At 52.6% G+C, this 13,167-nt stretch carries 15 protein-coding genes; 12 read left to right on the forward strand and 3 right to left on the reverse strand.

The window, feature by feature from the left end:
• Positions 1-8: 8 nt before the first annotated feature.
• Together NL510_RS12890 and NL510_RS12895 are read left to right on the forward strand one after the other, a co-directional pair.
• Positions 9-1,094: a RecT family recombinase gene (locus NL510_RS12890; protein ID WP_253377252.1), complete on the forward strand. Its 1,086-nt coding sequence runs from the start codon at positions 9-11 to the stop codon at positions 1,092-1,094.
• A 38-nt stretch (positions 1,095-1,132) separates the two neighbouring features.
• Entirely contained in the window at positions 1,133-1,372 is a 240-nt protein-coding gene (locus NL510_RS12895; protein ID WP_014832196.1) for a DUF4060 family protein, read from the forward strand.
• 221 nt (positions 1,373-1,593) lie between these two features.
• Here the strand turns inward: NL510_RS12895 and NL510_RS12900 are convergent, their stop codons facing one another.
• Entirely contained in the window at positions 1,594-2,823 is a 1,230-nt protein-coding gene (locus tag NL510_RS12900; protein WP_196373401.1) for a tyrosine-type recombinase/integrase, read from the reverse strand.
• A gap of 134 nt (positions 2,824-2,957) precedes the next feature.
• Here NL510_RS12900 and sapC point away from each other — a divergent pair, with 134 nt between their 5' ends.
• From sapC to osmB, 10 genes are all read left to right on the forward strand, one after another.
• Complete coding sequence (sapC, locus tag NL510_RS12905; RefSeq protein ID WP_253377254.1) at positions 2,958-3,848, forward strand: putrescine export ABC transporter permease SapC; 891 nt, start codon at positions 2,958-2,960, stop codon at positions 3,846-3,848.
• Positions 3,848-4,840, forward strand: coding sequence for a putrescine export ABC transporter ATP-binding protein SapD (gene sapD, locus NL510_RS12910; RefSeq protein ID WP_253377256.1), 993 nt, complete (start codon positions 3,848-3,850; stop codon positions 4,838-4,840). The genes sapC and sapD overlap by 1 nt, the downstream gene beginning before the upstream one ends.
• Before the next feature lies 1 nt (position 4,841).
• Positions 4,842-5,648 carry a putrescine export ABC transporter ATP-binding protein SapF gene (gene sapF / locus NL510_RS12915; RefSeq protein ID WP_253377258.1) on the forward strand — a complete coding sequence of 269 codons (807 nt, stop codon included), beginning with the start codon at positions 4,842-4,844 and terminating at the stop codon, positions 5,646-5,648.
• A 425-nt stretch (positions 5,649-6,073) separates the two neighbouring features.
• Positions 6,074-6,862 (forward strand): enoyl-ACP reductase FabI, encoded by a 789-nt coding sequence (fabI, locus tag NL510_RS12920; protein ID WP_253377260.1) that lies wholly within the window; start codon positions 6,074-6,076, stop codon positions 6,860-6,862.
• A gap of 155 nt (positions 6,863-7,017) precedes the next feature.
• A complete protein-coding gene (locus NL510_RS12925) occupies positions 7,018-8,004 on the forward strand; it encodes a CMD domain-containing protein (RefSeq protein WP_253377262.1) in 987 nt (328 codons plus the stop codon).
• A gap of 87 nt (positions 8,005-8,091) precedes the next feature.
• Complete coding sequence (locus NL510_RS12930; protein ID WP_253384890.1) at positions 8,092-10,026, forward strand: exoribonuclease II; 1,935 nt, start codon at positions 8,092-8,094, stop codon at positions 10,024-10,026.
• Positions 10,027-10,154: 128 nt separating this feature from the next.
• Positions 10,155-10,358 carry a hypothetical protein gene (locus NL510_RS12935; protein ID WP_253385076.1) on the forward strand — a complete coding sequence of 68 codons (204 nt, stop codon included), beginning with the start codon at positions 10,155-10,157 and terminating at the stop codon, positions 10,356-10,358.
• 30 nt (positions 10,359-10,388) lie between these two features.
• Complete coding sequence (locus NL510_RS12940) at positions 10,389-10,571, forward strand: YciZ family protein (RefSeq protein WP_253377264.1); 183 nt, start codon at positions 10,389-10,391, stop codon at positions 10,569-10,571.
• Between the two features lie 42 nt (positions 10,572-10,613).
• A complete protein-coding gene (yciT, locus tag NL510_RS12945; protein ID WP_253377266.1) occupies positions 10,614-11,366 on the forward strand; it encodes a DNA-binding transcriptional regulator YciT in 753 nt (250 codons plus the stop codon).
• A gap of 260 nt (positions 11,367-11,626) precedes the next feature.
• Positions 11,627-11,845: an osmotically-inducible lipoprotein OsmB gene (gene osmB, locus NL510_RS12950; RefSeq protein ID WP_008501216.1), complete on the forward strand. Its 219-nt coding sequence runs from the start codon at positions 11,627-11,629 to the stop codon at positions 11,843-11,845.
• 104 nt (positions 11,846-11,949) lie between these two features.
• On the opposite strand, the gene yciH is transcribed toward osmB, so the two are convergent.
• On the reverse strand, positions 11,950-12,276 hold the full coding sequence (gene yciH / locus NL510_RS12955) for a stress response translation initiation inhibitor YciH (RefSeq protein ID WP_253377268.1): 327 nt from the start codon (positions 12,274-12,276) through the stop codon (positions 11,950-11,952).
• Positions 12,269-13,012 (reverse strand): orotidine-5'-phosphate decarboxylase, encoded by a 744-nt coding sequence (gene pyrF / locus NL510_RS12960; protein ID WP_253377270.1) that lies wholly within the window; start codon positions 13,010-13,012, stop codon positions 12,269-12,271. The genes yciH and pyrF overlap by 8 nt, the downstream gene beginning before the upstream one ends.
• Between the last annotated feature and the right edge of the window lie 155 nt (positions 13,013-13,167).

A 13,167-nucleotide genomic window follows, 5' to 3' on the forward strand; every position in this document is an offset into this window, starting at 1 on the left:
GGGGATTGATGAATAACACTAACATTACCGTTGCTGACCAGAACACCGTTATTAACTCCAACGTGGCTCTGTTCGATTCCCAGTATCTGAACGCCATCAGCACGTTCGCGCAAATTATGGCGCAGGGCACCGCCACCGTTCCTAAACACCTGCAGGGCAATCAGGCCGACTGCATGGCTGTAGCGATGCAAGCGGCACAGTGGCAGATGAATCCCTTTGCCGTGGCGCAGAAGACGCACCTGATTAACGGTGTGCTCGGGTATGAAGCGCAGCTCGTTAATGCCGTCATTTCACGCAGCGGCGTGCTGGCCAGCCGGTTTGAATATGAATGGTATGGGCCATGGGAAAAGGTCGTTGGAAAATTCCATATCCGCAAAGGCGACAAAGGCGAGTACCGCGTCCCGGGCTGGACCCTGGCTGACGAAGCCGGAATCGGCATCATCATCCGCGCAACGCTTAAAGGTGAAGATCAGCCGAGAGAACTCGATTTGCTGCTGGCTCAGGCCCGTACCCGAAATTCTACTCTCTGGGCTGACGACCCACGCCAGCAACTGGCGTACCTGGCCGTCAAACGCTGGGCGAGACTGTTCTGCCCGGATGTGATTCTGGGTGTATATACCCCGGATGAACTCGATGATCGCCGTGAAGAACGAGAGGTAAATCCGGCACCGGCGCAGCACGTAAGCCTTGCAGATATTTCAGGTGAGAACGTCACCCCGACTCAAACAGCTCAGGAATCAGCTCAAAACATCGATGCACTTGCTGATGATTTCCGCGACCGCATCGAGGCGGCCCAGGATGTGGATAGTACAAAAGCTCTACGCGCAGATATCGAAACCGTCAAAGCAACGCTAGGTTCCGCCCTGTTTACCGAGCTTAAGAACAAAGCAGTGAAGCGCTACTACCTGGTTGATGCTCGCAATAAGGTGGAAGCGGCGATCAACTCCCTGCCATCTCCGGATGAACCCGACGCGGCAGAACGCTTTGGCGAAGCTGAACGCGTGCTGGCATCTTCAAAGCGTCACCTGGGCGATGAACTGCATGAGCAGTTCAGCATCACCCTGGCGGATATGAAACCGGAATACGTGAACTAACGAGATTGGGAGGGGAATCCCTCCCTCAAGGAGAAGAAATGCGACTGATTAATCGCAGTAAGCAATCCCCTTTGGCTCGCCAGGCATGTGATGCCGCTCTCGCGAAGCACGTCGAAACTTACGGTGAATTCGCCAGACAGAAAACCAAGACCACATACACCGTAGTGGTTGATGGAATAAAGGTAACAGTGGAAGTCGTTAACCGCCGGGCCAGCTACGTTGCGACAGCCATGAATGGTGCCCGCAGGCTGCGCAATCTGCCGGGACAATGCAACTGAGAGGTGCAATATGAATGAAACAACTTATACGAATGTTGATATCTTGATCACCAGTGAAGTTTTATCAAGATACAAAATTTCGCGGAGCACGCTGTACTTTTGGAGCACCCCTTCCAGAATGCCGGCATATTTTTCACAACCATTTCCGAAGCCGAAGATAAATGGAAGCCCGAAGCGCTGGAGACTTTCAGACCTCCTGGAGTGGGAAGAAAAAGTGGGCATCAAACCAGAGGATGACCAACCAGTTTCTCCAAATGGTTCTGCCATACCGCAAGCCAATGGCGCTGATCATCAATGTAGTCATGCAGGTTATACCTCGCCATGACACCTGCCATATGATGGCCTAGCAGTTTCTCAACAACATGTGGCGGCGCACCTAATTCAGAAAGTCGCGTCGCCACTGTTCGTCGAAGGTCATGGAGGGACCACGGCTTCATTCCTGTCTTGGAAATTATTTGGGCAGAAAATAACGCAACGTTAGGCTGAAGGGGCGGCCTGTCATCCTCTGGCCCCTTATAGCGTGACAACGTAACAACATGCTTTGACAATGATGTTTCTTTATGAGATTTCATCATCTTTACAACAGCATCCGGCAACGCTCTCCTGACAGATTTACCTGTTTTATAATCACTTGCTGGAATGGTCCATGTTTGATCCACAAAATCGAACCATTCCCACTTTGCCGTTCTTATTTCCGTACTCCTACAACCGGTCAAAATGAGAAATTTCATGATCAGCTGTTGTCGTTCCCTCATTTCAGGCAAAGCATTCCATACAGTTTTGATCTCCTCGTCGCTCAATCTTCGGTCTTTAACTGCCGCGGTAAGCCCCACATCAGATCGCCTGAGACTCTCAATTGGGTTAAGGTTGATTATTCCTCTGTTAGAGCAGAAACGAAAAACACGCTGCATCAACCCTAACATTTGCCCTGTAACCACCCTTCTTCCCATACCGTCGAACAGGCTAAGCCAATGTGCCTTTGTGGTCTGATCTACGATCATATTCCCCAGCACAGGATTGATATGGTTGTTGAAGTCCCGGCGGTTCACTTGGATTTTTACCAGGCCTTCAGGAATGCAGTAATGCTTTTCCCAATAATCAAAGGCTTCTTTTACGGTAATCGCATCAGTTTTTTTCTGTTTCTCCAGTACGGTCTGTCGTCTCGGATCGAACCCCTCCTTAAGCCAGATTCTGAACTGCTGTCTACGCTCTCGCGCCTGAGCTAATGATATGGTCGGATAATCGCCGATCGTCAATTGAGCCGCTTTTCCGTTCCATCTGTAGCGGTAAAAGAATGTTATACTGCCGGATGTAGACAATCTGACATTCAAGCCGTGAGCGTCTGAAATGACCTCGATTTTGTCTCTCTTTTTGCCAAGAGCTTTTCTCAGTTTTGTATCGGTTAGCAATGTGTACACTCCGGGAAAAGATATACACAATAGTGTACACATTTTGCGTAAATTGATAACCTTCAAATTAATGCGCGATATACAAAAATAAAGCACTTAGAGTAGGCAAGATGTTGATAATGGCGGAATTTTTCAAAAGACATAAAGCATGACAAACAAACTTAAAACGGATTCATATGCCCTACGATAGCGTATACAGCGAGAAGCGCACGCCTGGTGCGCTACGTACCGTGTGGCGTAAGTTCTACGGGGACACCACAGCGATGATCGGCCTGTACGGCTGCGGCGGACTGGTCCTGCTGTGCGTCCTCGGTTCATGGTTCGCTCCTTATGGGATTGACCAACAGTTTCTCGGCTATCAGCTGCTTCCCCCGTCGTGGTCACGCTATGGTGAGGTCTCTTTCTTCCTTGGCACCGACGATCTGGGCCGTGATGTTTTAAGCCGCCTGCTAAGCGGTGCGGCCCCTACGGTGGGAGGGGCGTTTGTGGCGACCTTTGCCGCGACGCTCTGTGGGCTGGCGCTCGGTATTTTTGCCGGGTCGACGCATGGTCTGCGTTCGGCGGTGCTGAATCATATTCTTGATACCCTGCTTTCTATTCCGTCTTTACTGCTGGCCATTATTGTGGTGGCATTTGCCGGTCCACATTTATCCCATGCCATGTTCGCCGTCTGGCTGGCCATATTGCCCCGCATGGTGCGATCGGTTTATAGCCTGGTGCATGACGAGCTGGAAAAAGAGTATGTCGTCGCGGCCCGCCTGGATGGGGCGACCACCGCTAACATTTTATGGTTTGCGGTACTGCCGAATATCGCGGCGGGGCTGGTCACCGAAATCACCCGCGCCCTGTCAATGGCGATTCTGGACATCGCCGCGCTTGGCTTTCTCGATCTGGGCGCACAACTGCCCTCTCCTGAATGGGGCGCGATGCTCGGTGACGCGCTGGAGTTGATCTACGTTGCCCCGTGGACGGTCATGTTACCGGGAGCCGCCATTATGGTGAGCGTATTGCTTATTAACCTGCTCGGGGACGGGATTCGTCGCGCCATTAATGCGGGGGTGGAATAATGCCATTACTGGATATCCGCAACCTCACTATCGAATTTAAAACCAGCGAAGGCTGGGTAAAAGCTGTCGACCGCGTCAGTATTACGCTTGCCGAAGGCGAAATTCGCGGCCTGGTGGGGGAGTCCGGATCAGGCAAAAGCCTGATTGCGAAAGCTATTTGCGGCGTGGCGAAAGACAACTGGCGCGTCACTGCGGACCGCATGCGTTTCGATGATATCGACCTGCTGCGTCTTTCCGCGCGCGAACGCCGCAAGCTGGTGGGCCATAACGTCTCGATGATTTTCCAGGAGCCGCAATCCTGTCTTGATCCGTCCGAGCGTGTCGGCAAACAACTGATGCAAAACATTCCGGGCTGGACCTACAAGGGCCGCTGGTGGCGGCGTTTCGGTTGGCGAAAACGCCGCGCAATCGAGCTGCTGCACCGCGTTGGGATCAAAGATCATAACGATGCCATGCGCAGTTTCCCCTATGAGTTGACCGACGGTGAATGTCAGAAAGTGATGATTGCAATCGCGCTGGCCAACCAGCCACGCCTGCTGATTGCAGATGAACCCACAAACGCAATGGAACCCACCACTCAGGCCCAAATTTTTCGTCTGTTGACGCGCCTGAACCAGAATAACAATACCACTATTTTGCTGATAAGCCATGACCTGCAAATGCTCAGCAAGTGGGCAGATAAAATTGATGTGATGTATTGCGGGCAGACGGTCGAAACCGCGATCAGCGAAGAGCTGGTCAACACGCCGCATCATCCCTACACGCAGGCGCTGATCCGCGCGATCCCGGATTTTGGCAGCGCTATGCCCCACAAAAGCCGTCTCAATACGCTGCCTGGCGCGATCCCGCTGCTGGAATCCCTGCCCATTGGCTGCCGTCTGGGACCTCGTTGTCCCTATGCTCAGCGTAAATGTATAGAAACCCCACGCCTGACAGGTGCCAAAAATCATCTTTTCGCCTGTCATTTCCCGCTGAACATGGAGAGAGAGTGAAATGGTCGAAACGTTACTGGAAGTGCGCAACCTGAGTAAGACCTTTCGCTACCGCACGGGGCTGTTCCATCGTCAGACCGTCGAAGCGGTGAAGCCGCTGAGCTTTACCCTGCGCGAAAAACAGACGCTGGCGATTATCGGAGAAAACGGTTCCGGAAAATCCACACTGGCCAAAATGCTGGCGGGGATGGTTGAGCCTTCAGGCGGTGAAGTGCTGATTGACGACCACCCGCTTGAGTTTGGCGACTACTCTTTTCGTAGCCAGCGTATTCGCATGATCTTCCAGGACCCGTCAACCTCCCTTAATCCGCGCCAGCGAATATCGCAGATTCTGGATTTCCCGTTGCGCCTGAATACTGATCTTGAGCCAGAAGCACGCCGTAAACGGATTGTCGAAACACTGCGTTTAGTGGGGCTGCTGCCGGATCACGTCAGTTATTATCCACATATGCTGGCGCCGGGACAAAAACAGCGTCTGGGGCTGGCCCGTGCTTTGATTTTGCGCCCGAAGGTGATCATCGCCGACGAAGCGCTCGCCTCGCTGGATATGTCGATGCGTTCGCAGCTAATCAACCTGATGCTGGAATTGCAGGAGAAGCAGGGGATTTCGTATATCTACGTCACCCAACATCTTGGCATGATGAAACACATCAGCGACCAGGTGATGGTCATGCACCAGGGTGAAGTGGTAGAGCGAGGAAGCACGGCAGATGTCATGGCTTCCCCGCTTCACGAGCTGACGAAGCGACTGATTGCCGGACATTTCGGCGAAGCATTAACCGCCGATGCGTGGCGAAAGGATCGCTAACCTCACCCTGCCATAGTCTGATCGGCATGGCTTCTTTTCAGGATCACGCACAGAGCGAACATAATAAACGTCGCCGCAAGCATGACGATTAGCGGCAATAGTTGACCATGATAAGCCGGGTACGTGAGGGCAATAACCGCCCCGTTTTGTCCACATTTCACACAATAATACGCAGGCATCCGCATTCGCTCTGGTTGGATGAGGCGAACCTTAGAGTGGGTGATATACTGGCTGAATGCAGATAATTAGCCGCACATGCATCGCCTATTGTGGCTTGCATCACGCCAGTCATCTGAGAAATAGCGTGACACAAGGGGCAGTGAGTGGGATATAATTTCTGGCTAATTTCGAATGCATTTGAAATGCAGCCTGTAATGCTATGATTTACGGGCAAAAAACAAGCAATGAATATAAGGATCAAAGCTATGGGTTTTCTTTCCGGTAAGCGCATTCTGGTAACCGGCGTTGCCAGCAAACTGTCCATCGCATACGGCATCGCACAGGCTATGCATCGCGAAGGCGCTGAGCTGGCGTTCACCTACCAGAACGACAAGCTGAAAGGCCGTGTTGAAGAGTTTGCCGCGCAGCTGGGTTCCAGCATTGTTCTGGAATGTGATGTTGCACAAGACGAAAGCATTGATGGCATGTTCGCTGAACTGGCGAAAACGTGGGAGAAATTCGACGGTTTCGTTCACTCCATCGGCTTCGCGCCTGGCGACCAGTTGGACGGTGACTACGTGAACGCAGTAACCCGTGAAGGCTTTAAAATCGCCCACGACATCAGCTCTTACAGCTTCGTCGCGATGGCTAAAGCGTGCCGCAGCATGCTGAACCCAGGCTCTGCCCTGCTGACGCTGTCCTACCTGGGCGCTGAGCGTGCTATTCCTAACTACAATGTTATGGGTCTGGCTAAAGCCTCTCTGGAAGCCAACGTGCGTTACATGGCGAACGCAATGGGCCCGGAAGGCGTACGTGTTAACGGTATCTCTGCTGGCCCAATCCGCACGCTGGCGGCGTCCGGTATTAAAGATTTCCGTAAAATGCTGGCACATTGCGAAGCGGTTACGCCGATTCGCCGTACCGTTACCATTGAAGATGTGGGAAACTCTGCCGCATTCCTCTGCTCTGACCTTTCCGCAGGTATCTCCGGCGAAGTGGTTCACGTTGACGGCGGTTTCAACATCGCAGCAATGAACGAACTGGAAATTAAATAAGTCGTGTCTCTCTTCCCGCACCGGGAAGAGAGTTTCTCCCTCCCCCATGTCTCCTTTGTTATTCCGTTCTGCTATTTGTTATCACCTAACGATATTTTTCGCTTTATCCGCCTTACGCCAGGATATTGATCGCCATTTGAGATCAAGGAACGCACATGGAACAACGCCGTTTTTCCGGCAAAGGCCACTGGTATCACGAAACCCAGTCAAACCACGCGCAGACGGATGTCGTAGCGCTGGTACCCGAAGCCGCTAACGTCGACGATCGTTTTTTGCTCGATTTAACCCTGCCTGAAGAGATTGTCGTCGCCTGTTCTGGCTGGCTGGCCCCTGCCCGAGCCTTGTGTCATCACCTGTTTCCGCTCCACGTCTCCGTTAATCGTCTACGCACGCTTAGCGCCTACGACAGGCTGAGCACCGCGTTGACGGTAGCGCAGGCCTGTGGCGTTCAACGGCTGTGTAATCACTACGCCGCCCTGCTCGCGCCGCTGCCCGGTCCGGATTCATCACGCGAAAGCAACCGTCGCCTGGCGCAAATCACCCAGTATGCTCGCCAGCTTTCCAGCTCGCCGGATGTCATCGATGATAAAGCGCCGGGCCAGCTCGATGAGGTGGGACTGACAACCTATGACATTGTGCTCATCAACCAGATTATTGGGTTTATCGGCTTTCAGGCGCGGGTTGTCGCCGTGTTTCAGTCACTGCTGGGGCACCCTGTACGCTGGCTTACGGGTCATCATATTCCGCCCCATACGCTACCAGCCAGCATCCGGGAATGGCAGCCTCTTCTGCCCGTCGTTGAAGTGCGCCTGGCTGGCGAGCGCCAGCTTGAGTCCCTTTGCCGCTGGCAGGCAGAACCTGCCCTACAGACGCTGACACCGGTACTGTGTCACGAACCGCTGCTGCTCGACCTGACGGGGGAAATTGTGCAAAACAGCCAGGTCTTTGACGCCCGGGGCCTGCCCGTGCTGTCGGCAGCAATTACGCTATTGACCCATTCTCCGGATCGCTTTAGCGCTGCGCAGTTTACCCCGCTGACAGAGGCTGGACTCACAGCCGTGCAGGCAATCCATTTGCTTTCCCGAAGTGCGATTTCCGGCTGGCTTGATCGCCTGAAGGTTGCACTTGGTAAAGGGGAATAACCAGACTAATTACCCAAACACCGCTTGCTGTGACAGTGAGAATCGCGTAAAACTGTCAGCCGCTCAATGGCTACGAAAAAGAACATTATGTTTCAGGACAACCCGCTGCTAGCGCAGCTTAAACAGCAACTGCATTCCCAGACGCCGCGTGCAGAAGGGGTCGTAAAAGCCACGGAAAAGGGCTTTGGTTTCCTTGAAGTTGATGGGCAGAAAAGTTACTTCATTCCGCCCCCGCAGATGAAAAAAGTGATGCATGGCGATCGCATCACGGCTGTGATTCACAGCGAAAAAGAGCGGGAATCCGCTGAGCCGGAAGAACTGATAGAACCATTTTTGTCCCGTTTCGTAGGTAAGGTTCACAGAAAAGACGATCGTTTTTCTATCGTGCCGGATCATCCCCTGCTGAAGGATGCCATACCGTGTCGTGCTGCGCGTGATGTCGAGCATGATTTTAAAGAAGGTGACTGGGCTGTTGCAGAAATGCGCCGTCATCCTCTGAAAGGCGATCGCGATTTTTACGCTGAACTGACGCAGTTTATTACCTTTGGCGACGACCATTTCGTGCCATGGTGGGTGACGCTGGCGCGTCATAATCTTGAAAAAGAAGCGCCAAACGGTGTCGCCACCGAAATGCAGGACGAAGGTCTGGTGCGCCGCGACCTGACTGCGCTTGAATTCGTCACCATCGATAGCGCCAGTACTGAAGATATGGATGACGCATTGTTTGCCGAAGAGAGCACCGACGGCAACATTCATCTGACCGTCGCGATTGCCGATCCCACGGCATGGATTGCGCAAGGCAGCAAGCTGGACAATGCGGCAAAAATCCGCTCGTTTACCAACTACCTGCCGGGCTTCAACATTCCGATGCTGCCGCGTGAACTTTCTGACGATCTTTGCTCTTTACGCGCGCATGAAATGCGCCCTGTACTGGCCTGCCGTATGACCATTGCGGCTGACGGTACAATTGAAGACAATCTTGAGTTCTTTGCCGCAACCATCGAATCGAAAGCTAAACTGGCCTACGACGATGTTTCCGACTGGCTGGAAAATAGCGGTAACTGGCAACCCCCTTCAGACGCCATTGCTGCGCAGATCCGTCTTCTGCATCGCGTGTGCCTGAGCCGCAGCGAATGGCGTAAAACCCATGCCCTGGTGTTCAAGGATCGTCCGGACTATCGCTTCGTTCTGGGTGAGAAAGGAGAAGTGCTGGATATCGTGGCGGAACCGCGGCGTATCGCCAACCGTATCGTTGAAGAAGCGATGATTTCTGCCAATATCTGCGCCGCGCGCGTGCTGCGGGATAAACTCGGCTTCGGCATCTATAACGTGCATACAGGGTTCGACCCGGCTAATACTGAAGCACTGGCCGCCCTGCTGAAGAACCATGAAATCCATGTTGATCCACAAGAGGTGCTGACCCTGCCGGGTTTCTGCAAACTGCGCCGTGAACTGGATGCTCAACCCTCCGGTTTCCTGGATAGCCGTATTCGCCGATTCCAGTCCTTTGCTGAAATTAGCATTGAACCGGGCCCGCACTTCGGCCTGGGTCTGGAAGCCTACGCCACCTGGACATCCCCTATTCGTAAGTATGGCGACATGGTGAATCACCGTTTGCTGAAAGCTATCGTCAAAGGTGAGTCTATTTCTCGCCCTCAGGATGACACCACCGTGCAGATGGCAGAGCGCCGTCGCCTTAACCGTATGGCGGAGCGCGACGTGGGTGACTGGCTGTATGCGCGTTTCCTGATGGGCAAAGCCGGGACCGACACCCGCTTCCCGGCCGAAATTATCGATGTCAGCCGCGGGGGCATGCGTGTACGCCTGGTGGATAACGGTGCTGTCGCCTTTATCCCTGCCCCGTTCCTGCATACTGTTCGCGACGAGTTGGTCTGTAGCCAGGAAAACGGCACCGTGCAAATCCAAGGTGAAACGGTATATAAAGTCACTGACGTGATTGAGGTAAACATCGCCGAAGTCCGCATGGAAACCCGCAGTATTATCGCGCGCCCTGTCGCCTGATAAGCGATTAAAATGTCGGCCGTTTCCTTAGCGGTCTGGCCGACATTTTCTCCCCGGATCCTGCGCCGCAACATCTTCTTTTTTCAGCCTTCCACCGCCCAACCTAGTGGGTAGCCGCAGGAGATAAGATGAATCAGCGCGTATTTGAATACCTGTGGCTGGATACCAACCTGCGTAAAGCGCTGGATAACGATCAGTTGCTCATACACTACCAGCCGAAAATAACATGGCGTGGCGAGGTCAAAAGTCTGGAAGCTTATCACTTTCATTTAAGTGCTTTCGATATTGAATCTTTTCCCTTCTCTTTTGCGCCCATTTTCTGCATCATTTAAAATATTAACTTTTCGCTTCTGGGTGAGATTATGTCTACTATTGATGCACAGACCGTCGCACAACGAATTGATACCGTGCTGGATATCCTGGTTGCGGGCGATTATCATTCTGCGATCCGCAACCTTGAAATCCTGAAATCAGAACTTCTTGCGCAGTATGGCGCTGAGATCGCACCTGAAAGCAGGCAACCAAAAGCCCCGTGGGAAGTGTAATCCCGCCGTTGCTGACCTCATTTCGCTTTAATAATGGATGCTATGAATTCCCGACAACAAATCATTTTGCAGATGGTCATCGATCAGGGGCGCGTAAGCGTAGTCGATCTCGCCAAAACAACAGGCGTGTCTGAAGTTACCATCCGCCAGGATCTCAACCTTCTTGAAAAACAGAGCTATCTGCGTCGTGCACATGGTTATGCCGTCCCGCTGGACAGTGAAGACGTTGAGACACGCATGTTGAACAATTATGCACTCAAGCGTGAACTGGCTGAGTACGCTGCGTCCTTAGTGAATAATGGCGAAACGGTCTTTATTGAAAACGGCAGTAGCAATGCTCTGCTCGCGCGCACGCTCGCCGGGCAAAAAGATATTACCATTATCACCGTCAGTAGCTATATCGCGCATCTCCTTAAAGAGACGCATTGCGAGGTGATTCTGCTGGGCGGTATCTACCAGAAGAAAAGCGAGAGCATGGTTGGCCCGTTAACGCGTCAGTATGTTCAGCAGGTGCATTTCAGTAAAGCTTTTATCGGTATCGACGGCTGGCAGCCAGACACAGGGTTTACCGGGCGGGATATGATGCGTTCGGATGTGGTTAACGCCGTGCTGGAAAAAGAGTGTGAGGCGATCGTGCTTACCGACAGTTCGAAATTCGGTGCCGTACATCCCTATACGATGGGCCCGATTTCTCGCTTTAGCCGCGTTATTACCGACGAGCGCTTGAACAATGTACATCGAGAAAGCCTCGACGCTGACGGTCTTATCGTCGATATCGTAAAAAAAACCGCCTGACCCTTCCCCGCGCTCGAATATGGGCGCATTAACACCTTCTCTGAGAGAATTCTCATTCGTCCTTTAAGAGTTTTTACCTGTCTAACCGGCACCAAAGTCGTAAAATTAATGTTAGCGATATAACAGGAAGTGACTATCACCAGCGTGATTACGTAACACCTGCGCGACCCGTTTTCACGGGAGACCAATTTTAAGTATTTATATTGACTATACTTAAAAGGCACTCCTTGCCGTGAATCGATAATTCAGGAGAAAGTATTATGACCTTAACCAGCAAAAAATTAGCTGCCGCTGTTCTGGCAATCACTGTAGCAATGTCCCTGAGCGCATGCTCTAACTGGTCTAAACGTGACCGTAACACTGCTATTGGCGCCGGTGCGGGTGCTCTGGGCGGTGCGGTATTAACTGATGGTAGTACGTTGGGCACCTTAGGTGGCGCTGCTGTCGGTGGTATTATCGGTCATCAGGTTGGCAAATAAAGACGTAAAAAGCCATTATCGATACAATGTTTTATTGAGTAAATTTTAGGTCTGACTTACGCACGTATAAAACAGAGCCACGGTATTTACCGTGGCTCATTTATTCATCCGCCCGCCAGCTTTACTTTCATGCCTTTAGCTTCAAGTAGTGATTTTATCAGGTCGCGCTTATCACCCTGAATCTCAATAATACCGTCTTTTACCGCACCGCCGCAGCCACATTTCTTTTTCAGCTCGGCCGCCAGTTTAACCAGCGCCGCGTCGTCAAGATCGATACCGGTGACCAGGCATACCCCTTTTCCTTTCCGACCGCTGGTTTGCCGCTGGATACGCACGATGCCATCGCCCTTCGGCCGTTCCACGCCCACTTTTGCTTCATCGATACGTCCGGTCTCGGTGGAATAAACCAGACGGCTATTTGAGTCAGACATTAGATCCCCTTTTCAGTGAAGCGTTGATAGCGTTAAGCGTCTGTGCAGGGTTCAGCGACTGCGTAACAGGACGTCCAATCACCATATAATCCACGCCGGCATTAAGGGCCTGCTCTGGCGTCATGATGCGCCGCTGATCGCCCGCGTCACTCCCTGCTGGACGGATACCTGGGGTAACCAGTTTAAAATTCTGCCCCAGTTCGGTTTTAAAGCGCATGGCTTCTTGTGCAGAACAGACCACCCCATCAAGACCGCAGTTTTGCGTCAGGCGCGCAAGACGTTCAGCCTGTGCAGCAGGTGACAACGTCACGCCGAGGTCACGTAGATCGTTTTCGTCCATACTGGTCAATACAGTAACCGCAATCAGTAACGGCGCGTCGCTGCCGAACGGTACAAGCGCTTCACGCGCGGCCGTCATCATTCTCGCCCCGCCTGATGCATGAACGTTAACCATCCACACGCCCAGCTCTGCGGCGGCGACCACGGCGTGTGCTGTGGTATTCGGGATATCGTGAAATTTCAGGTCGAGGAAAACGTCAAAACCACGCTGGTGCAGATCGCGTACGATTTGTGGGCCAAACAGGGTGAACATCTCTTTGCCGACTTTTAGACGGCAGTCGCAGGGATCGATACCGTCAACAAAGGCCAGTGCAGCGTCACGCTGGTTGTAATCGAGCGCAACAACAACAGGAGAATCAGTAACTACGCGGGAAGCGAAGGAAGTAACAGACGTCATGACCAGCCCTTTTCGTCTATGGGCGCGCAGCGGCGCGGAACAGATAAACGGGCAGCATTCTACCTGTCAGGGCCGCAAAATAACAGAATCGATTTTCTTTCCTGCAGGACTAAACACTGCGCGATGCCAGCAGGATAATGAAAAGCCATTAGGAT

Source organism: unidentified bacterial endosymbiont, from assembly GCF_918797525.1.
GTDB lineage: Bacteria > Pseudomonadota > Gammaproteobacteria > Enterobacterales > Enterobacteriaceae > Enterobacter.